Below are 20,653 nucleotides of genomic sequence, written 5' to 3' on the forward strand. Positions count from 1 at the left end.
TAGTCTCTGCGGCTGTGCCCTGGCGTCAGCTGTCAAAAGCGTTGCGAATCCAGTTCGGCTCGCTGGGCTGCGTGGCGGCACTGAGGGCGATGACGTCGAAACGGCAGGGGTGCTTGGCCCAGCGCGTTTCCTTCTGCAGGAACAGCTGGGCTGCCTTGATGAGCTTCTGCTGCTTGCGCGCGTCGACGCTTTCCAGAGCGCCACCCCAGGCCTCGTGGCGCCTGTAGCGAACTTCGACGAATACTACTGTATCGCCATCGAGCATGACCAGATCGAGCTCTCCGCTGCGGCAGAGCCAATTCTGTGCCACCAGGCGCAGGCCGTTCCGCTTCAGGTGCGTCAGGGCCAGGGCTTCGGCCGCTCGGCCGCTGCTCTGGCGGTCCTCGCTCATTGTGCCGGGCTGTCGGGTAGGCGCTGCACCTGGCCGTCGCGGAACTCGGCCCAGGGCAACTCGCGCTCGACGCGCTGGCCAGGCGTCAGGCTGAGAGTGCCCGAAAGGCCCTCGAGGCGCATCCCTGGTAGCGCCGTCAACTGACTTAGGCGCGGTGCGAGGAGATAGGCATCGGCCCCCATCGCATAAAGCCTGCCCAGGCTTCCGGCCGCTTGTGGCCATTGCTGCTCGGCCTGTTGACGCAGCGGGATGCTGGGGTCGAGTAACCAGGGTGTTTCGGCAAAGCGAATACCGTCGAGGTCAAGGTACTGTGTGCGGTTGTTGGTTGCCGCGTGAAGATGCGAGGTCGCATAGACCGGCACGTCACCGGCGTACTGGAAGATCAGCGTCGGCTTTACCTGCTGCGCCTGTTGCGGCGTTGCGGCCAGGAATACGAAGTCCACGTCCTGCCGACGCGTCGGTTCGGCGTTCGCGCCGTTGGAGCGAACCTGGAACAGGTCGGCGATCTGCTTGGCCAGTTCGACCGGCTCCGCCAGCGGTTCGGCCGCCAGCAGGGTGCCGCCCTGGTCCAGCCAAGTCTGGCGGAAAGCATCCAATACACGGGAGCCCCATTCTCCACGGGGTGTCAGGGCGATGGCGCTGCGGTGGCCGTCGGCCCATGCCCGGCGCGCCACTTCGCGGGCCTCGTCCTCGGCAGCAAGGCCGAACTGGAACAGCTGTGGCGGCGTCTTTTGGCCAGCGTCGCTGTAGTTGAGGGCAAGGGTGGTGATCGGCAGTTGCTCGCGCTCGGCAAGCTGGCGGACCTGCTCCTTTTCCAGCGGGCCGACGACCAGCTGAACGCCATCGGCCTGGGCTTGCTGATAAAAGTCATCCAGTGAACGGAAGCGAGCCGTGTCGTACAGCTCGATCTTCGGTGAGGTGTTGCCCATCTGGCGGTCCTGCAGGTGCGCGGCGAGGAACCCGTCTCGCAAGGCGCGTGCTACCGAGGCCAGTTGGCCATCGGTAGGCAATAGCAGTCCGATGTGAGTCAGCGGTTGATCGGCCATTTCCCTGAGCTTCACCAGTGCTTCCGGCAGGCGCTGGGCGGCAGGGTGGCCGGGGTGCTGGTCGCGCCAGCTGTCGATGGCCGCCTGCTGCTGGCCTAGTGTGCCGGCCTGCTTGAGCGCGGCGGCCAACGACAGCCATCCGGCCAAGTCGGGCTCTTCGGCGGCGCCGAGTTGTTCGGACGGCAGGCTGGAGACCAGTCCCCAGATCGCTTCGTTGTTTTGCTCGGCAGCCTGGCCTCCGAGTAGCGGGGCGATGAAAACGCGTTCGCGCGCCGCCGCCATCAGCTGGCCGTCGCCTTCCAGTGCTTCGGCGCGGGCGAGCTGGCTGCGGATCTGCTGGTCCACTGGTAGTTCGGAAAGCCGCTCGAATGCGGGGTGTTGCAGAAGCACCAACGCCTGACGCGGATCGCCGTTCGCCAAGGCCAGTTCGGCCTGCAACGTGCGAGCGAAGATCTGCTGCGCGGGCTTGAGGATGTCCATCGGAACCTGTTGAAGAATCTGCGCGGCGCGGTCGAGGTCGCCCTGCTTGAACGACTGATCTGCAGCGGTGAGGCGCAGCAGGGCGGCTTTTTCGGCGTCGCTGCTGGCGGCCTGTTCCAGCAGCTGCTGGGTGGATGCCTGGGGTGTGCGAGGCAATTCGCCAAGGGTCGACGTCGGGCTGCTGCCGCAGGCCGACAGCAGGCCAACGAGGCAGAGGATGAGGAGCGGGCGCAGACGGGCCGTCATGGGAAGGTTCCTGAAAGCAATAGTGAGCGGATTGTACCCAAGCCCCTATGGGGCTGCGATGGTGCATCCCCGAAACGGGCTACAATGCGCGTTTCCGTTAGCGAGGTATGCCCTGTGACTGCGACAGCTGATGCGAATTCCGCCGCAGGCGTGCTCTATGTGGTCGCCACGCCGATCGGCAACCTCGAGGACATCAGTGCCAGGGCGTTGCGTATATTGAAGGAGGTTTCACTGATCGCGGCCGAAGACACGCGGCACTCGTCGCGCCTGCTGCAGCACTTCGGCATCTCGACCCCGTTGGCTGCTTGCCATGATCACAACGAGCGTGACGAAGGGCGTTTCCTGGAGCGGTTACTGGCTGGCGGTGACGTGGCGCTGATTTCCGATGCCGGGACACCGCTGATTTCCGATCCGGGCTTTCACCTGGTGCGCCAGGTGCGTGCTGCCGGAATCCGTGTGGTACCGATCCCTGGTGCCTGCGCATTGATAGCGGCGCTCAGTGCGGCTGGGTTGCCATCCGATCGCTTCGCGTTCGAAGGGTTTCTGCCGGCCAAGGTAGCCGGACGCAGGGCCCGGCTCGAGGCGCTGAGAGAGGAGTCGCGCACATTACTTTTCTATGAGGCTCCCCATCGCCTTCTCGACAGCCTGAGGGATATGGCAGACGTGTTCGGCGAAGCGCGCCCCGCAGTGCTCGGGCGTGAGCTGACCAAGACCTTCGAGACGCTGCAGGGCTTGCCGTTGGGCGAGCTGGTTCGGTGGGTGAAGGCCGACAGCAATCAGCAGCGCGGCGAATGTGTGCTTGTCGTCGCTGGATGGCAGGCACCCGCTAGCGAAGATGCCCTGGATGCTGGCGCGTTGCGCATATTGGACCTGCTGTTGGCCGAGCTGCCGCTCAAGCGCGCCGCTGCGGTGGCCGCCGAAATCACCGGGGTGCGCAAGAATCTGTTATATCAGGCGGCTCTGGAGCGCAAGGCGTAGCCGAATGATGGCTTATAGGTTGCGGCTGTGTGCGCCTAGCCCGTATTCTTGTCGGCGGAGAGTCGATCGGACAGTCGCTGTCTTGTTCTGCTTGCGGAATGGGAGGGAGGAAAGTCCGGGCTCCATAGGGCAAAGTGCCAGGTAACGCCTGGGAGGCGTGAGCCTACGGAAAGTGCCACAGAAAATAACCGCCTAAGCGCTTCGGCGCCGGTAAGGGTGAAAAGGTGCGGTAAGAGCGCACCGCACGGCTGGCAACAGTCCGTGGCTAGGTAAACCCCACTTGGAGCAAGACCAAATAGGGATCCATTGGCGTGGCCCGCGCTGGATCCGGGTAGGTTGCTAGAGGCAGTCAGTGATGGCTGTCGTAGAGGAATGGCTGTCCTCGACAGAACCCGGCTTACAGATCGACTCTCCCCTTCCTTTCGCTTGTGCTCGCCACAATTCTAATGCCTAAAAAGTCTTACTCTTAACAAGTTACTTTAACTGTGCTTGTTAACCCCTCGCTTTGCTTCGCAGTTCCCCTTCTTTTGCTCGTCACGAGCACTCCTACAGTCTCAAACCGCTTCGCTAAATAGCCGCCCCGTAAGGGTTTTCCCGCTGAGCGTGCCTTGACGGTGGGGTAGGCGCATTCCTATAGTGTGCCCAGGTGGTAGAAAGTGGTACGAAGTGGATAAAAATGGGCATGGATAGCTGAATTCAGGGGAAGCAGCCGTGTTTCGCGGAGCAAACGCCATCAGTCTCGACGCCAAAGGGCGGCTCGCGATGCCCAGCCGGTATCGTGACGAGCTCGTTTCGCGTTGCGATGGCCAGTTGATCGTCACGATCGACGCCGTGGATCGCTGCCTCTGCATTTATCCGCTGCCCGAATGGGAAGTCATCGAGGCGAAGTTGCGCGAGCTGCCCTCGTTGCGTGAGGAGGCGCGGCGACTGCAGCGCCTGTTGATTGGTAACGCGGTGGATATCGAGCTCGATGGCAGCGGCCGGGTGCTCGTGCCGCCGCGTTTGCGCGAATACGCGGGGCTGGACAAGCGCGCCATGCTGGTCGGTCAGCTCAACAAGTTTCAGCTGTGGAACGAGGACGATTGGAACGCGATATCTGACGCGGACCTGGCGGCCATCAAACAACCCGGCGGTCTGCCGGACGAAATGCGTGATCTCATCCTGTGAACCAGACAAGCAGCCTGCGACATATCACCGTGTTGCTCGACGAAGCCGTCGCGGCGCTGGCCGTTCGTCCGGAAGGTCGCTACGTGGATGGCACCTTCGGCCGCGGAGGGCACAGCCGCGCGCTGCTGCGGCGGCTCGGGCCCGACGGCTGCTTGCTTGGCTTCGACAAAGACCCGCAGGCAATCGCTACGGGGCAAGCACTGGCGGCCGAGGACGGCCGCTTTGTCGTTGTGCAGAGAAGCTTTGCCGAGCTTGGCGATGAGCTGGCGCACCGCGGTTGGAGTGGGACGCTAAGCGGCGTACTGCTTGACCTGGGCGTGTCCTCGCCGCAGCTCGACGATCCAGAGCGGGGTTTCAGCTTTCTCAATGACGGGCCGCTCGACATGCGCATGGATCCTTCCCGCGGCGTGAGTGCGGCGCAATGGATCGCCACTGCCAGCGAAGATGAAATAGCCCGCGTTTTCAAGGAATACGGGGAAGAGCGCTTTGCCAAGCGCATGGCACGTGCGGTGGTGCAGCGCCGCATCGAGCGTCCGTTCGAGCGCACCGCTGACCTGGCCAAGGTCCTGACGGAAGCCAATCCGGCCTGGGAAAAAGGCAAGAACCCGGCGACACGAGCCTTTCAGGGGCTGCGCATCTACATCAATAACGAACTTGGCGACCTTGAGGTGGGCTTGCAGGCCGCATTCGATGCGCTAGAAGTAGGCGGTCGGCTGGTGGTGATCAGCTTCCACTCGCTTGAAGACCGCATCGTCAAACAGTTCATGCGCCGTTACGCCAAGGGTGAAGCGGATCAATTGCCGCGCAATCTGCCGGTAATTGCCAAAGTGTTCGAGCCGCGGCTCAAACTCCTCGGCAAGCCGCAGTTCGCATCCGAAGCTGAGGTCAAGGCCAACCCTCGCTCGCGCAGCGCCGTGATGCGCGTTGCGGAGAAGCTGCGATGAGCCGGTCGCTGCGCTCCATGCCCAAGGGTCGCTTCCTGATGCTGTTGCTGTTCATCGGCGTATTGGTGTCCGCGATTTGCGTGTCCTACAGCGCGCACTGGAATCGGCAGTTGCTCAACATGCTCTATACCGAGCTCAGCGTGCGTGACAAGGCGCAGGCCGAGTGGGGGCGACTGATTCTCGAGCAGAGCACCTGGACCGCCCACAGTCGTATCGAAACGCTGGCCAGCGAGCAGCTGAAGATGCGCATTCCCGAGCCGGCCGAAGTTAAGTTGGTGGCGCCATGATGAGGCTCGAAGGCGCGCTCTATCCCTGGCGTTTTCGCCTGGTGCTGCTGCTGTTGGCGCTAATGATCGGCGCCATCGTCTGGCGCATCGTCGAATTGCAGGTATTCGACCAGAGCTTCCTCAAGGGGCAGGGTGATGCGCGCAGCGTTCGGCACATCCCGATTCCGGCGCACCGCGGCCTGATTACCGACCGTAACGGCGAACCGCTGGCGGTCAGCACGCCGGTGACTACCCTGTGGGCCAATCCCAAAGAACTCCAGTCGGTACGCGCGCGCTGGCCTGAGCTCGCAAAGGCGCTGGGTCAGGACTCCGCTACGCTCGCCCGGCGGCTGGAGCAGCAAGCCTCTCGCGAGTTCATGTATCTGGTGCGCGGCCTGACACCCGAGCAGGGACAGGCAGTCATCGATCTCAAGATTCCGGGCGTCTATGCCCAGGAAGAGTTCCGCCGTTTCTATCCGGCCGGCGAAGTGGCGGCCCACGTGGTTGGCTTCACCGATATCGACGACCGTGGCCGCGAAGGTATGGAGCTGGCCTACAACGAGTGGCTGGCCGGCGTGCCCGGCAAGCGCCAGGTGCTCAAGGATCGCCGTGGTCGGTTGATTCGCGACGTCCAGGTGGTCAGCAACGCCAAATCCGGCAAGTCGCTATCGCTCTCGATTGACCTTCGCCTGCAATACCTGGCACACCGCGAGTTGCGCAATGCGCTGGTTGAGTTCGGCGCCAAGGCCGGCAGCCTGGCGATGGTCGACGTCAAGACGGGCGAAGTCTTAGCGATGGTCAACCAGCCGACCTACAACCCGAACAACCGTCGCAACCTGCAGCCGGCGGCAATGCGCAATCGCGCCCTGATCGATGTGTTCGAGCCGGGGTCGACCATGAAGCCGATCTCCATGAGCGCGGCGCTGGCGACCGGCCGCTGGAAACCCACCGACAAGGTCGACGTTTACCCGGGCTCGCTGCAGATCGGCAGGTATACCATCCACGACGTCTCGCGGAGCGATGGGCCGTTGGATCTGACCGGCATCCTCATCAAGTCGAGCAACGTGGGCATGAGCAAGATTGCCTTCGATATCGGTGGCGAAGCCATCTACAACGTGATGCAGCAGGTCGGTCTCGGCCAGGACACCGGGCTCGGATTCCCCGGTGAGCGCGTCGGCAACTTGCCGAATCATCGCAACTGGCGCAAGGCGGAAACCGCCACGCTTTCCTATGGCTATGGCCTTTCGGTGACTGCCGTTCAGCTGGTTCACGCATTTTCCACCTTGGCCAACGACGGGCGGAACGTGCCCCTTTCGATGGTCCGGGTCGACCGTGCGCCAGAGGGCTCGCAGGTCATCCCTGAGGACATCGCCAAGACCATTCAAGGCATGCTCGTACAAGTCATCGAGGCGCCGGGTGGCGCCCATCGCGCACAGGTGCCGGGCTACCATGTGGCAGGCAAGAGTGGCACGGCGCGCAAGGCGACCGTCGGCAGCAAGGGCTATACCGAGCACGCCTACCGCTCGCTGTTCGCGGGCTTCGCGCCAGCCAACAATCCGCGCATCGCCATGGTCGTGGTCATCGACGAGCCGAGTAAGGTCGGTTATTACGGCGGTCTGGTCTCGGCTCCGGTGTTCGGCAAAGTCATGGCCGGCGCGCTGCGGTTGATGAACATTGCGCCCGACAATCTGCCTGCCGAGGTCCAGACGGCTGACGCCACCGACCGCAAGGGAGGACGGAGCTGATGCCCATGCCGCTCAATCAGTTGCTGGTCCAGGCCGACACCGCCGTTCTGGTACGTGAGCTCACGCTCGACAGCCGCAAGGTGCTGCCGGGCGATCTGTTTCTTGCTGTGCCTGGTCTCGAGCAGGACGGCCGCGCCCACATTGCCGATGCGATCGCACGCGGCGCGGCGGCCGTCGCGTACGAGGCCGAAGGCGCTCAGCCGGTGCAGGCCGATGGTGCCGTACTGGTTCCGGTCCGTCAGCTCGGTGCACAACTGTCGGCAATCGCCGGACGTTTCTATGGCGAGCCGAGCCGTGGCTTGCACATGGTTGGCGTGACGGGCACCAATGGCAAGACCAGTGTCAGCCAGCTCGTCGCCCAGGCGCTCGACGCGCTCGGCGAGCGTTGCGGAATTATCGGCACACTTGGTACCGGCTTCCATGGGCAGCTGGAGCAAGGACGTCACACCACACCCGATGCAATCGGTGTGCAGGCGACTCTGGCCAACCTGCGCAAGGGTGGAGCGCGCGCGGTCGCGATGGAGGTCTCGTCCCACGGCCTGGCCCAGGGACGCGTTGCGGCGCTGAAGTTCGATGTCGCGGTGTTCACCAATTTGTCGCGCGATCACCTCGATTATCACGGCAGCATGCAGGCTTATGGCGAAGCCAAGGCGCAGTTGTTCGCCACCCAGGGGTTGCGCTGCCGTGTACTCAATCTCGACGATCCGTTCGGTCGCGAACTCGCGGCTGCGCCCCACGAGTCGCGCATCATTGGTTACAGCCTGGAAGATGCATCCGCCTACCTGTATTGCCCCGAGGCGACGCTGGGAGACGATGGCATCCATGCACGGCTGGTCACGCCGCAAGGCGAGTATGCGCTGCGCAGCCCGCTGCTGGGACGGTTCAACCTGAGCAATGTGCTCGCTGCGGTGGGTGCGCTGCTCGGAATGAACTACCCGCTCGACGAGGTCCTGAAGGTCATGCCGGCGCTGCAGGGGCCCGAGGGGCGCATGCAGCGCCTCGGCGGCGGAGAACAGCCGCTGGTGGTGGTCGACTACGCGCATACGCCAGATGCCTTGGAAAAGGTGCTCGACGCCCTGCGGCCGCACGCTCGCGGCAAGCTGCTTTGCCTGTTCGGCTGCGGTGGTGCCCGTGACAGCGGCAAGCGGCCGCTCATGGCAAAGATCGCCGAGCGCCTAGCCGACCAGGTGGTGGTCACCGACGACAATCCACGCACCGAAGCCCCTGCGCTGATTCTCGAGGATATTCGTGCCGGTTTCGCTCGGCCGGGCGCGGTCCGCTTCGTGTCGGGACGGGAGCGTGCGATTGCCGAAATCATCGCTGGCGCCGCGGCGAACGACGTCGTGCTGCTCGCCGGCAAGGGTCACGAGGACTATCAGGAAATCAACGGTGAGCGTCTGCCTTTCTCCGACCTCGAGCAGGCGCGCAAGGCGCTCGACAACTGGGAGGCGGCCAATGTTTGACCCGATGCGTTTGAGTCAGCTTGTGCAGCCGCTTTCGGCGCGTCTGGTCGGCCAGGATGAGCAATTCTCGTCCGTCAGCACCGACAGCCGTGCGATCGAGCCTGGGCAGTTGTTCGTCGCGCTGACCGGACCTCGTTTCGACGGGCACGATTACCTCGAGCAGGTTGCAGCCCGTGGCGCCGTCGCCGCGCTGGTCGAACGCAAAGTCCAGGGCGCTATGCTGCCGCAGTTGGTCGTGGCCGATACACGCCTCGCGCTGGGCCAGCTCGGCGCGCTCAACCGGGACCGTTTCAGAGGCCCGGTCGCTGCCATTACCGGTTCGAGCGGCAAGACCAGCGTCAAGGAGCTGCTGGCCAGCATCCTGCGCTCGGCGTTTGGCGAAACCGGTGTGTTGGCGACGCGCGGCAATCTGAACAACGAGCTGGGCGTGCCGCTCACGCTGCTCGAGCTCGCGCCCGACCATCGTGCCGCGGTGATCGAACTTGGCGCGTCGCGTATGGGCGAGATCGCCTACACGGTCGGCCTGGTCCGGCCGCGTGTCAGCGTGATCAACAATGCCGGAACCGCCCATGTCGGCGAGTTCGGTGGCCCGGAAAAGATCGTCCAGGCCAAGGGCGAGATTCTCGAAGGGCTGAGCGACGGCGGTGTGGCCATCCTCAACCGTGACGACAAGGCCTATGCGGTCTGGGAAAAGCGTGCGGCCGGCCATCGGGTGCTGAGCTTCGGACTGGAAAGCGCGCTGGCTGATTTCTATCCCGGCTCGATTGCCTACGATCTGCGCGGCTGCCCGAGCTTCACCCTGTTCAGCCCGGTGGGGTCCGCCCGGGTTCAGTTGAACCTGCTCGGCCGCCACAACGTGGCCAATGCCCTGGCCGCGGCTGCGGCGGCCCATGCTCTGGGCATGAGCCTGGAACATATCGTTGCCGGTCTGCAGCAGCTGCAGCCGGTCAAGGGACGTGCCGTGGCGCAGATCGCCGCTAACGGTGCACGGGTCATCGATGACAGCTACAACGCCAATCCTGCCTCCATGTGCGCCGCGGTGGACGTGCTCACGGGGTTCTCCGGGCGCAAGGTATTGGCGCTCGGTGACATGGGTGAGCTGGGCGAATGGGCCGAGGAAGGACATCGCGAGGTCGGCGCGTATGCCGCCGGGAAGGTGGACGTGCTTTACGGCATCGGCCCGCTGATGACCCACGCAGTCGCAGCCTTTGGCGCCGGTGGCCGACATTTCGCCGACCAGCCCAGTCTGATCGAAGCGCTCCAGGCCGAGCGCGGCAGCACAACCACTATTTTAATCAAAGGCTCGCGCAGCGCGGCGATGGACAAGATCGTCGCCGCCCTGTGCCCACCGGCCAGGGAGAAACATTGATGCTGCTGCTGCTCGCGGAGTATCTGCAACAGTTCCACAAGGGATTCTCGGTCTTCCAGTACCTGACCCTGCGCGGAATTCTCGGCGTGCTGACCGCGCTGGTGCTGTCGCTGTGCATGGGTCCCTGGCTGATCCGTACCCTGCAGATCCGCCAGATCGGCCAGGCTGTGCGCAATGATGGTCCGCAATCGCACCTGTCCAAGTCCGGCACGCCGACCATGGGCGGTGCGCTGATTCTCAGCGCCATCACGATCAGCACGTTGCTCTGGGCCGACCTGTCGAACCGCTATGTATGGGTGGTGCTGGCGGTGACACTGCTGTTCGGTGCGATCGGCTGGGTCGATGATTACCGCAAGGTGATCGAGAAGAACTCCCGCGGCCTGCCGAGCCGCTGGAAGTATTTCTGGCAGTCGGTCTTTGGTCTGGGCGCTGCGACCTTCCTTTATGTCACCGCGCAAAACCCGATCGAAACGACGTTCATCATGCCGCTCTTGAAGAACATCGAGATCCCGCTGGGCGTGGGCTTCATCGTGCTGAGCTACTTCGTGATCGTCGGCTCGAGCAATGCGGTCAACCTCACCGATGGCCTGGATGGGCTGGCGATCATGCCGACGGTGATGGTGGGCGGTGCCTTGGGAATCTTCTGCTACCTCTCCGGCAACGCGAATTTCTCCGAATACCTGCTGATCCCGAACGTGCCTGGCGCCGGTGAACTGATCGTGTTCAGCGGCGCGCTGATCGGTGCGGGGCTTGGTTTTCTCTGGTTCAACACCTATCCGGCACAGGTGTTCATGGGCGACGTCGGCGCACTGGCGCTGGGCGCGGCGCTCGGCACCATCGCCGTGATCGTCCGCCAGGAGATCGTGCTGTTCATCATGGGTGGCGTCTTCGTCATGGAAACCCTGTCGGTGATGATCCAGGTCGCCTCGTTCAAGCTGACCGGCAAGCGCGTGTTCCGCATGGCACCGATTCACCACCATTTCGAACTCAAAGGCTGGCCTGAGCCGCGCGTCATCGTGCGGTTCTGGATCATCACCGTGATCCTGGTGCTGGTCGGTCTTGCCACATTGAAGCTGAGGTAACCCAGAGTGCTGATCGCTTCCGACCAGTTCCGCATCGTTGTCGGTCTCGGCAAGAGCGGCATGTCCCTGGTTCGCCATCTGGCGCACCGGGGGTTTGCCTTTGCCGTCGCCGACACGCGTGCGAACCCGCCGGAGCTGGAGACGCTCAGGAATCAGTATCCGCAGGTCGAGGTTCGCTGCGGCGAACTGGATGTCGAGTTCCTCTGCCGCGCCAGCGAACTGCTGGTCAGCCCGGGGCTGGCCCTGAGCACGCCGGCACTGCAGGCAGCCGCTGCGCGTGGCGTGAAGATAAGCGGCGATATCGAGCTGTTTGCCCGTGAAGCCAAGGCACCGATCGTGGCCATCACCGGCTCCAATGCCAAGAGCACCGTGACCACGCTGGTGGGCGAAATGGCTGCCGCCGCGGGGCGCCATGTCGCCGTGGGCGGCAACCTGGGCACGCCTGCACTGGATCTGCTCGATGATTCTGTAGAGCTGTACGTCATCGAGCTGTCGAGCTTCCAGCTGGAAACTACCGATCAGCTGGACGCTGAAGTCGCCACCTGCCTGAATATCAGCGAAGACCACATGGACCGCTACAGCGGCCTGCCGGCCTATCACCAGGCCAAGCACCGGATTTTTCGCGGTGCTCGCCAAGTGGTGTTCAACCGTGACGACCGCCTGAGCCGCCCGCTGGTTCGCGAAGACATTCCGCTCTGGTCGTTCGGCCTCGGTCGTCCGGATTTCAAAGGTTTCGGCCTGATCGAAGAGGGCGGCGAGAAGCACCTGGCGTTCCAGTTCGACGCCCTGCTGCCGGTGCGCGAACTGAAGATGCGCGGTGCCCACAACCAGTCCAATGCGCTTGCGGCCCTTGCGCTGGGCCACGCGGTGGGCTTGCCCTTCGAGCCCATGCTGCAAGCGCTGCGTACGTTCACCGGGCTGCCGCACCGCTGCCAGTGGGTCGGCGAACGCCGCGGAGTCTCCTACTATGACGACTCCAAGGCGACCAACGTCGGCGCGGCGCTGGCCGCCATCGAAGGGTTGGGTGCGGATATCGAGGGCAAACTTGTGCTGGTTGCCGGTGGCGACGGCAAGGGTGCCGACTTCAACGCGCTACGGGCACCGGTCGAGCGATTCTGCCGCAGTGCGATCCTGCTCGGCCGCGACGCGGAGCGGCTTGCCGAGACGCTCAAGGGCGCAGTGCCTCTGGTATTCGTGAAGACGCTCGATGAGGCGGTTCGTGAAGCCGCAGAGCAGGCGCAGCAGGGCGATGCGGTATTGCTTTCGCCGGCCTGCGCCAGCCTCGACATGTTCAAGAATTTTGAAGAGCGCGGTCGCCTGTTCGCCGCTGCGGTGGAGGCGCTCGTCTGATGCTCCAGACTCTGCTCAACTCACCGTCCCCCGTCTTCAGCCGTCGCGGCTTCATGGACGTCGACTATCCGATGCTGGCTGGCTGCCTGGCGCTGCTCGGCCTGGGACTGGTGATGATCGCCTCGGCGTCGTCGGAGGTTGCCGCGGTGAACGCCGGCAACGCGCTCTATCACATGATCCGTCACCTGGTGTATCTGATGATCGGCTTGGGCGTCGCCGGCCTGGTCCTTCTGGTGCCCCTGGCCAATTGGCAGCGTCTGGACTGGATGCTGCTGCTCGGCGCCTTCGTACTGCTGGTACTGGTGCTGGTGCCCGGCATTGGCCGTGAGGTGAACGGTTCGATGCGCTGGATCGGTTTTGGCGCCTTCAACGTGCAGCCGTCCGAGCTGGCCAAGCTATTCGTGGTGATCTACCTCGCGGGTTACCTGGTGCGCCGTCAGGAGGAGGTCCGGGAAAGTTGGGCCGGTTTCTTCAAGCCTTTCGTCGTGTTGCTGCCGATGGCTGGCCTGTTGCTGATGGAACCCGACTTCGGTGCGACCGTGGTGATGATGGGCGCCGCGGCTGCGATGTTGTTTCTCGGCGGTGTCGGGCTGTTCCGTTTCGGCCTGATGGTGGTGCTTGCGGTCGGCGCGGTGTTCATTCTCGTGCAGACCCAGGAATACCGCCTGCAGCGCCTGATCACTTTTACCGACCCCTGGGCGGACCAGTACGGTGCCGGCTACCAGTTGACGCAGGCGCTGATCGCGTTCGGTCGCGGCGAATGGTTCGGCGTCGGGCTGGGTAACAGCGTTCAGAAGCAGTTCTACCTGCCCGAAGCCCACACCGACTTCGTGTTCTCGGTGCTGGCCGAAGAGCTGGGCATGGTCGGCGCACTGGCGACCGTGGCGCTGTTCGGTTTCGTCGGTATCCGCGCGCTGTATATCGGTCTGTGGGCGGAAAAGGCCAAGCAGTTCTTCGCCGCCTATGTCGCCTGGGGACTGGCATTTCTCTGGATCGGTCAGTTCTTGATCAACGTGGGGGTGAACGTCGGGTTGCTACCAACCAAGGGCCTGACGTTGCCGTTCCTCAGCTACGGTGGCAGCTCGTTGGTGGTGACCTGCCTGAGCATGGCGCTGCTGCTGCGTATCGAATGGGAAAGCCGCACGGTACTCGGCAGCGAAGACGCCGATTTCAGCGAAGACGACTTTCCCGAGGATGTTAAGGCTGGGGGGCTCGCCCATGGCCGGTAACGTGGTGATCATGGCTGGCGGCACCGGGGGCCACGTGTTCCCGGCGCTGGCGTGCGCCAAGGAATTCCAGGCGCGTGGTTATGCGGTCCACTGGCTGGGCACACCCCGCGGAATCGAGAACGAGCTGGTACCGGCCGCTGGGCTACCGCTGCACCTGATCCATGTCAGCGGCCTACGCGGCAAAGGCGCTCTGTCGCTGCTCAAGGCGCCGTTCCAGCTGCTGCGCTCGTTGTTCCAGGCGCGCAGCCTGATGCGCCGGCTGGAACCGGTATGCGTGCTGGGCCTGGGTGGTTATGTCACCGGTCCCGGTGGTCTTGCCGCCAGGCTTGCCGGTGCGCCGCTGGTGATTCACGAGCAGAACGCCGTAGCCGGTACCGCCAATCGCAGTCTGGCGCCGATCGCCCGTCGTGTGTGCGAAGCCTTCCCGGACACCTTTGCCAGCGGCCCCAAGCGCCGTACCACCGGCAATCCGGTACGCGAGGAGCTGTTTCTCGAAACGCCACGTCAGACGCTGCGCGACCGTCGGCCTCGTTTGCTGGTGCTCGGCGGCAGTCTGGGGGCAGAACCGCTGAACAAACTGGTACCTGCAGCGCTCGCCATGCTGGCGCCGGAGCTGCGCCCGGAGGTCTTCCATCAGGCCGGCAAGCAGCATGCGGACCTGACTACCGAGCGCTACCGCGACGTCGGCGTCGAGGCGCAAGTAGCCCCTTTCATAAAGGATATGGCGCATGCCTATGCCTGGGCCGACCTGGTGATCTGCCGTGCAGGCGCGTTGACGGTCAGCGAGCTGGCGGCGGCGGGACTGCCGTCGTTCCTGATTCCGCTACCCCATGCGATCGACGATCACCAGACACGCAACGCCCAGTATCTGGCCAACGAGGGCGCCGCCGTCCTTCTTCCACAAGCCAAGACCGATGCGGCGCTACTCGCCGCACAGTTGACCGAGGTAATGATGCAGCCGGAAAAACTCAAGGCCATGGGGGCCACCGCGCGCCGGCTGGCGCGACCGGATGCGACGCGCACGGTTGTCGACATTTGCCTGGAGGTGGCTCGTGGCTAAATCTCCCGCGGCGGTAAAAGCCGAAATCCGCCGGATGCGCCGCATCCGCCGCATCCATTTCGTCGGTATCGGCGGTGTCGGCATGTGCGGCATCGCAGAGGTCTTGCTGAACCTCGGTTACGACGTTTCCGGTTCCGACCTCAAGGTGTCGGCGGCGACCGAGCGGCTCGAAAGCTTTGGGGCGCACATCTTCATCGGCCACCAGGCCGGGAATGTGGCCGGCGCCGACGTGCTGGTGGTCTCCAGCGCGGTGAACGAGTCCAACCCCGAAGTGGCTACGGCGCTCGAGCAGCGGATTCCGGTCGTACCCCGTGCCGAGATGCTGGCCGAGCTGATGCGTTATCGCCACGGCATCGCCGTTGCCGGTACCCATGGCAAGACCACGACCACCAGCCTACTGGCCTCAGTGTTCGCCGCCGGCGGTCTGGATCCGACGTTCGTGATTGGTGGGCGACTGAACGCGGCCGGGACCAACGCCCAGCTCGGCAGCAGTCGTTACCTGATCGCCGAAGCCGACGAAAGCGATGCGAGCTTTCTGCACCTGCAGCCCATGGTGGCTGTGGTCACCAATATCGACGCCGACCATATGAGCACCTACGGCGGCGATTTCGGCAAGTTGAAGAAGACCTTCATCGAGTTTCTGCACAACCTGCCGTTCTACGGGCTGGCGGTCGTCTGCGTGGACGACCCGGTGGTCAGCGAGATACTGCCCCAGGTCGGTCGCCCGGTGACCACCTATGGCTTCAACGAAGGCGCCGACATCCGTGCAATCAATGTGCGCCAGGAAGGCATGCGCACTCACTTCACTGTGCTGCGCGATGGTCACGAGCCGCTCGACGTGTCGGTGAACATGCCGGGCAATCACAACGTGCTCAACGCGCTGGCAACCATTGCCATCGCCACTGACGAGGGGATCGACGACGAAGCCATCGCTCTGGGGCTCTCAGCCTTCGAAGGCGTCGGGCGTCGTTTTCAGGTGTATGGCGAGCTGCAGGTCGAAGGCGGCAGCGTGATGCTGGTCGACGACTACGGGCACCATCCGCGCGAAGTGGCTGCGGTGATCCGCGCGGTGCGCGGTGGCTGGCCCGAACGGCGCCTGGTGATGGTCTATCAGCCCCATCGTTACACCCGCACACGTGATCTTTATGACGACTTCGTCCAGGTGCTGGCGGACGCCAACGTCCTGTTGCTGATGGAAGTCTATCCCGCCGGTGAGGAGCCGATCCCAGGCGCAGACAGCCGCCACCTGTGCCACAGCATCCGCCAGCGCGGCCAGCTCGACCCCATCTATATAGAGCGCGGTGTCGATCTCGGCCCGCTGGTCAAGCCGCTGCTGCGCGCTGGTGACATTCTTCTCTGCCAGGGCGCTGGGGACATCGGTGGCCTTGCGCCGCAATTGATTCAGAACCCTTTGTTTGGCGGGGCTGACAGCGCCGCAAGGAAAGCAAAATGACTGCGCTGCATTCGACCCGCCACCCGCGCGACTTCGGTCGTGTCGCTGTACTTTTCGGTGGCATCAGCGCCGAGCGCGAGGTCTCACTCAAGTCCGGCCAAGCCGTGCTGGGCGCACTGGTGGACGCGGGCGTCGATGCATTCGGCATCGATGTCGGCGAGGATTTCCTGAAACGCCTGACCAGCGAACGCATCGACCGCGCCTTTATCGTTCTGCACGGCCGTGGTGGCGAAGACGGCAGCATGCAGGGCCTGCTCGAATGCGCAGGAATCCCCTACACCGGCAGCGGCATCCTCGCTTCGGCTCTGGCGATGGACAAACTGCGTACCAAGCAGGTCTGGCAAAGCCTCGGCCTGCCGACGCCCCGTCATGCCGCGCTCGCCAGCGAAGCCGACTGCCACCAGGCGGCGCAGGCGCTCGGGTTCCCGCTGATCGTCAAGCCGGCTCACGAAGGCTCGAGTATCGGCATGGCCAAGGTGGGCGGCATCGCCGAGCTGATCGCGGCCTGGCGCGCGGCCAGTGCCTACGACTCGCAGGTGCTGGTCGAGCAGTGGATCCAGGGCCCGGAATATACCGTTGCCCTGCTACGGGGCGAGGTTCTCCCACCCATTGGCCTCGGGACCCCTCACACCTTTTATGACTACGACGCCAAGTACCTGGCTTCCGATACCCAGTACCGCATTCCCTGCGGCCTGGACGCTGCCAGCGAGCAGGCGCTCAAGTCGCTCTGCGCCCAGGCGAGCGACGCCGTGGGAGTGCGTGGCTGGGCTCGGGTCGACGTGATGCAGGATGCCGACAGCGGTCAGTTCTGGCTGCTCGAGGTGAACACTGTGCCCGGTATGACCGATCACAGCCTGGTGCCCATGGCTGCGCGTGCGGCGGGGCTCGATTTTCAACAGCTGGTGTTGTCGATTCTCGACGCCAGCCTAGAGGCGGGGCGCTGATCCATGGTCGCCATGCTGCGTCACACTCAACCGATCGGCCGTAGCCCGCTGCGCAAACCCGCGCAGCGCGGCGCCAGTCGGCTGGTGGTGCGCGAGCCGCTTTCGGCTCGGCTGCCCAAGCCGAGCCTGAGCGGCCTCAAGCGGGTGATGTGGCCGGTGCTGCTGGCCGGTCTGGCGGTGGGCGGCTACGAGCTGAGCCAAATGCTGCTGCCCTATGCGGATCGGCCCATCGCGAAGGTCAGCGTTCAGGGCGAGCTCGGCTACGTCAGCCAGCAGGCGATCCAGCGCCGCATCGCGCCGTTCGTCGAGGCGAGCTTTTTCACGGTTGATCTCAAGGCCATGCGCCACGACCTTGAGCAGATGCCCTGGATCGCTCACGCCGAAGTAAGACGCGTCTGGCCCGACCAGGTAATGGTGCGGTTGGACGAACAATTGCCGATTGCCCGCTGGGGCGATGAGGCATTGCTCAATAACAAGGGCGAGGCTTTTGCGCCCAACGAACTTGCCAACTATGGACACTTGCCACAACTCCAAGGTCCGAAACGCGCTCAGCAACGGGTAATGCAGCAATACCAGATGCTTAGCCAAATGCTGCGTCCGATGGGCTTCTCCATCACACGACTGGAACTGCGCGAACGCGGAAGCTGGTTCTTGACGACCGGGCAGGGGGTAGAACTCCTGCTGGGTCGCGATCACGTCGTGGAAAAGGTGCGCCGATTCATCACCATTTACGAAAAGGCGCTCAAGCAGCAGAGCGAGAACATCGCGCGGATCGACCTGCGTTATTCCAACGGCCTGGCCGTGGCGTGGCGCGAGCCCATCCCGACCGCAACGGAACCTACCGTTGCGGTGAAGAATTGAGGAACGGAAGAACATGTCAAGTGTGCAAAGCGGCAAGATGATCGTCGGCCTCGACATCGGCACCTCCAAGGTGGTGGCGCTGGTCGGTGAGGTGACCCCGGACGGGGCTATCGAGATCGTCGGTATCGGTACCCATCCCTCCCGGGGTTTGAAGAAGGGTGTCGTGGTCAATATCGAGTCCACGGTGCAGTCGATCCAGCGCGCCGTCGAGGAAGCCCAGCTGATGGCTGGCTGCCGCATCCATTCGGCGTTCGTCGGCCTGGCCGGCAACCACATCCGCAGCCTGAACTCCCATGGCATCGTCGCCATCCGCGATCGCGAGGTCAGCACCGCGGACCTGGAACGTGTCCTCGATGCCGCACAGGCGGTCGCGATTCCTTCCGATCAGCGTGTATTGCACACGCTGCCTCAGGATTACGTGATCGATAACCAGGAGGGCGTGCGCGAGCCTCTGGGAATGTCCGGCGTGCGTCTGGAAGCCAAGGTGCACGTGGTGACCTGCGCGGTTAACGCGGCGCAGAACATCGAGAAATGCGTACGCCGCTGCGGGCTGGAAGTCGACGACATCATCCTCGAGCAATTGGCTTCGGCCCATGCGGTGCTGACCGACGACGAAAAGGAGTTGGGCGTCTGCCTGGTGGATATCGGTGGCGGTACGACCGACATCTGCATCTTCACCGAAGGTGCCATTCGCCACACCGCAGTGATCCCGATCGCCGGCGATCAGGTCACCAACGACATCGCCATGGCGTTGCGTACGCCGACCCAGTACGCCGAGGAAATCAAAGTTCGCTACGCCTGCGCGTTGGCCAAGTTGGCCGGTGCCGGGGAGACGATCAAAGTACCGAGCGTCGGAGAACGTCCGCTGCGGGAACTCTCGCGTCAAGCCTTGGCCGAAGTGGTGGAGCCGCGTTACGACGAGCTCTTCACCCTTATCCAGGCCGAGCTGCGCCGCAGCGGCTACGAGGATCTGATCCCCGCAGGGATCGTCCTCACAGGCGGTACTTCGAAAATGGAAGGCGCCGTCGAGCTGGCCGAGGAAATCTTCCATATGCCGGTGCGCCTAGGCGTGCCGCAGAACGTCAAGGGCCTGGCCGACGTAGTGCGTAACCCCATCTATTCCACTGGTGTGGGCCTGTTGCTGTACGGGCTGCAAAAGCAGACCGATGGCGTGTCCATGTCCGGCCTCGGCAATTTCGGCGACGAATCAAAACCATCTGTTCTGGAACGGCTCAAGAGCTGGGTTCAGGGCAATTTCTAACAGTGCAACCGCAACACCAAAACTAGAAACTTGAAAGGAGAGAGGGACATGTTCGAACTCGTAGATCATACCCCGCAAAGCGCAGTGATTAAGGTCATCGGCGTCGGCGGCGGCGGCGGCAATGCCGTCAACCACATGGTGCGCAACAGCGTCGAAGGCGTGGAGTTCATCTGCGCCAACACCGATGCCCAGGCGTTGAAGAAGATCGAAGCCCGTTCCGTGCTGCAACTGGGATCGGCCATCACCAAGGGTCTCGGCGCCGGGACCAATCCGGAAATTGGCCGCCAGGCCGCCATGGAGGACCGCGAGCGTATCGCCGAAGTCCTGCAGGGCGCCGACATGGTGTTCATCACTACCGGCATGGGTGGTGGTACCGGTACCGGCGCTGCGCCGATCATCGCTTCGGTGGCCAAGGAAATGGGCATCCTTACCGTCGCAGTGGTCACCCGTCCCTTCCCGTTCGAAGGGCGTCGCCGCATGCAGGTGGCCGATGAGGGCATTCGCGCGCTGTCCGAGTGCGTCGACTCGCTGATCACCATCCCCAACGAGAAGCTGCTGACCATCCTGGGCAAGGATGCGAGCCTGCTGTCCGCCTTCGCCAAGGCTGACGACGTGCTGGCCGGCGCGGTCCGCGGTATCTCCGACATCATGCAGCGTCCGGGCCTGATGAACGTCGACTTTGCCGACGTGAAGACTGTCATGGGCGAAATGGGCATGGCGATGATGGGCACCGGCTGCGCCAGCGGCCCGAACCGCGCTCGCGAAGCCACCGAGGCGGCCATCCGCAATCCGCTGCTCGAAGACGTTAACCTCCAAGGTGCCCGCGGCATCCTGGTGAACATCACGGCCGGTCTGGATCTGTCGCTGGGCGAATACGCCGCCGTTGGTGAAATCATCGAGGCATTCGCTTCGGAGCATGCCACCGTCAAGGTAGGCGCAGTTATCGACGCGGACATGCACGACGAGCTGCACGTAACGGTTGTCGCCACCGGTCTCGGACCGCGCATGGAAAAGCCGGTCAAGGTCGTTGACAATACGGTGCAGACCGCTGCGATGGCCGCCCCGGCAGCAGCACAGCCTCAACGTGCCGAGCAGTCGTCGGTGAACTACCGCGACCTGGAGCGCCCGACCGTGATGCGTAATCAAGCCGGAGCTGCGACTGCCGCGAAAATGAACCCGCAGGACGATCTGGATTATCTGGATATTCCAGCGTTCCTGCGCCGTCAGGCTGATTGAAGGAGTCAATCACAGCGATCGCGCTGATTGGTGTTCAGCAAAGTAGGCATCTGCTATGATCGCCTTCGTTTTGTTGAAAACC

18 protein-coding genes and 1 other RNA gene are annotated in these 20,653 nt (G+C 63.7%); 17 read left to right on the forward strand and 2 right to left on the reverse strand.

Annotated elements, in window-relative coordinates; genetic code table 11:
• Positions 1 to 25 precede the first annotated feature (25 nt).
• Entirely contained in the window at positions 26 to 391 is a 366-nt protein-coding gene (locus G7026_RS01230) for a YraN family protein (protein WP_181068825.1), read from the reverse strand.
• A complete protein-coding gene (locus G7026_RS01235) occupies positions 388 to 2,163 on the reverse strand; it encodes a penicillin-binding protein activator (protein WP_181068826.1) in 1,776 nt (591 codons plus the stop codon). Before G7026_RS01235 ends, G7026_RS01230 begins: the two co-directional genes overlap by 4 nt.
• A 114-nt stretch (positions 2,164 to 2,277) precedes the next feature.
• Here G7026_RS01235 and rsmI point away from each other — a divergent pair, with 114 nt between their 5' ends.
• The 17 genes from rsmI (at position 2,278) to ftsZ (ending at position 20,571) form a co-directional block, all read left to right on the forward strand.
• The gene (gene rsmI / locus G7026_RS01240; RefSeq protein ID WP_308811739.1) at positions 2,278 to 3,141 is read left to right on the forward strand and encodes a 16S rRNA (cytidine(1402)-2'-O)-methyltransferase; all 864 of its coding nucleotides are present in this window, start codon (positions 2,278 to 2,280) and stop codon (positions 3,139 to 3,141) included.
• Positions 3,142 to 3,199: 58 nt separating this feature from the next.
• Positions 3,200 to 3,557, forward strand: an RNA gene (gene rnpB / locus G7026_RS01245) — RNase P RNA component class A.
• Positions 3,558 to 3,852: 295 nt separating this feature from the next.
• Positions 3,853 to 4,308 carry a division/cell wall cluster transcriptional repressor MraZ gene (mraZ, locus tag G7026_RS01250; protein WP_138407329.1) on the forward strand — a complete coding sequence of 152 codons (456 nt, stop codon included), beginning with the start codon at positions 3,853 to 3,855 and terminating at the stop codon, positions 4,306 to 4,308.
• A complete protein-coding gene (gene rsmH, locus G7026_RS01255; RefSeq protein ID WP_181068828.1) occupies positions 4,305 to 5,252 on the forward strand; it encodes a 16S rRNA (cytosine(1402)-N(4))-methyltransferase RsmH in 948 nt (315 codons plus the stop codon). The genes mraZ and rsmH overlap by 4 nt, the downstream gene beginning before the upstream one ends.
• Entirely contained in the window at positions 5,249 to 5,539 is a 291-nt protein-coding gene (ftsL, locus tag G7026_RS01260; RefSeq protein ID WP_181068829.1) for a cell division protein FtsL, read from the forward strand. The genes rsmH and ftsL overlap by 4 nt, the downstream gene beginning before the upstream one ends.
• Positions 5,536 to 7,263 carry a peptidoglycan D,D-transpeptidase FtsI family protein gene (locus G7026_RS01265; protein ID WP_375138177.1) on the forward strand — a complete coding sequence of 576 codons (1,728 nt, stop codon included), beginning with the start codon at positions 5,536 to 5,538 and terminating at the stop codon, positions 7,261 to 7,263. Before ftsL ends, G7026_RS01265 begins: the two co-directional genes overlap by 4 nt.
• On the forward strand, positions 7,263 to 8,726 hold the full coding sequence (locus G7026_RS01270; RefSeq protein WP_181068830.1) for a UDP-N-acetylmuramoyl-L-alanyl-D-glutamate--2,6-diaminopimelate ligase: 1,464 nt from the start codon (positions 7,263 to 7,265) through the stop codon (positions 8,724 to 8,726). Before G7026_RS01265 ends, G7026_RS01270 begins: the two co-directional genes overlap by 1 nt.
• Positions 8,719 to 10,095 carry a UDP-N-acetylmuramoyl-tripeptide--D-alanyl-D-alanine ligase gene (locus G7026_RS01275; RefSeq protein WP_181068831.1) on the forward strand — a complete coding sequence of 459 codons (1,377 nt, stop codon included), beginning with the start codon at positions 8,719 to 8,721 and terminating at the stop codon, positions 10,093 to 10,095. Before G7026_RS01270 ends, G7026_RS01275 begins: the two co-directional genes overlap by 8 nt.
• On the forward strand, positions 10,095 to 11,177 hold the full coding sequence (gene mraY, locus G7026_RS01280) for a phospho-N-acetylmuramoyl-pentapeptide-transferase (protein WP_181068832.1): 1,083 nt from the start codon (positions 10,095 to 10,097) through the stop codon (positions 11,175 to 11,177). Before G7026_RS01275 ends, mraY begins: the two co-directional genes overlap by 1 nt.
• A 6-nt stretch (positions 11,178 to 11,183) precedes the next feature.
• Complete coding sequence (murD, locus tag G7026_RS01285) at positions 11,184 to 12,527, forward strand: UDP-N-acetylmuramoyl-L-alanine--D-glutamate ligase (RefSeq protein ID WP_181068833.1); 1,344 nt, start codon at positions 11,184 to 11,186, stop codon at positions 12,525 to 12,527.
• A complete protein-coding gene (gene ftsW, locus G7026_RS01290; protein WP_181068834.1) occupies positions 12,527 to 13,756 on the forward strand; it encodes a putative lipid II flippase FtsW in 1,230 nt (409 codons plus the stop codon). The genes murD and ftsW overlap by 1 nt, the downstream gene beginning before the upstream one ends.
• Complete coding sequence (murG, locus tag G7026_RS01295; protein WP_181068835.1) at positions 13,746 to 14,816, forward strand: undecaprenyldiphospho-muramoylpentapeptide beta-N-acetylglucosaminyltransferase; 1,071 nt, start codon at positions 13,746 to 13,748, stop codon at positions 14,814 to 14,816. Before ftsW ends, murG begins: the two co-directional genes overlap by 11 nt.
• Positions 14,809 to 16,269 carry a UDP-N-acetylmuramate--L-alanine ligase gene (gene murC, locus G7026_RS01300; RefSeq protein ID WP_181068836.1) on the forward strand — a complete coding sequence of 487 codons (1,461 nt, stop codon included), beginning with the start codon at positions 14,809 to 14,811 and terminating at the stop codon, positions 16,267 to 16,269. Before murG ends, murC begins: the two co-directional genes overlap by 8 nt.
• Entirely contained in the window at positions 16,266 to 17,213 is a 948-nt protein-coding gene (locus G7026_RS01305; protein ID WP_181068837.1) for a D-alanine--D-alanine ligase, read from the forward strand. The genes murC and G7026_RS01305 overlap by 4 nt, the downstream gene beginning before the upstream one ends.
• A gap of 3 nt (positions 17,214 to 17,216) precedes the next feature.
• A complete protein-coding gene (locus tag G7026_RS01310; protein ID WP_181068838.1) occupies positions 17,217 to 18,074 on the forward strand; it encodes a cell division protein FtsQ/DivIB in 858 nt (285 codons plus the stop codon).
• 13 nt (positions 18,075 to 18,087) lie between these two features.
• Positions 18,088 to 19,335 carry a cell division protein FtsA gene (gene ftsA, locus G7026_RS01315; protein WP_181068839.1) on the forward strand — a complete coding sequence of 416 codons (1,248 nt, stop codon included), beginning with the start codon at positions 18,088 to 18,090 and terminating at the stop codon, positions 19,333 to 19,335.
• A 48-nt stretch (positions 19,336 to 19,383) separates the two neighbouring features.
• Positions 19,384 to 20,571 carry a cell division protein FtsZ gene (gene ftsZ, locus G7026_RS01320; protein WP_181068840.1) on the forward strand — a complete coding sequence of 396 codons (1,188 nt, stop codon included), beginning with the start codon at positions 19,384 to 19,386 and terminating at the stop codon, positions 20,569 to 20,571.
• Positions 20,572 to 20,653: the final 82 nt, after the last annotated feature.

The organism is Stutzerimonas azotifigens (assembly GCF_013522725.1).
GTDB lineage: Bacteria > Pseudomonadota > Gammaproteobacteria > Pseudomonadales > Pseudomonadaceae > Stutzerimonas > Stutzerimonas azotifigens_A.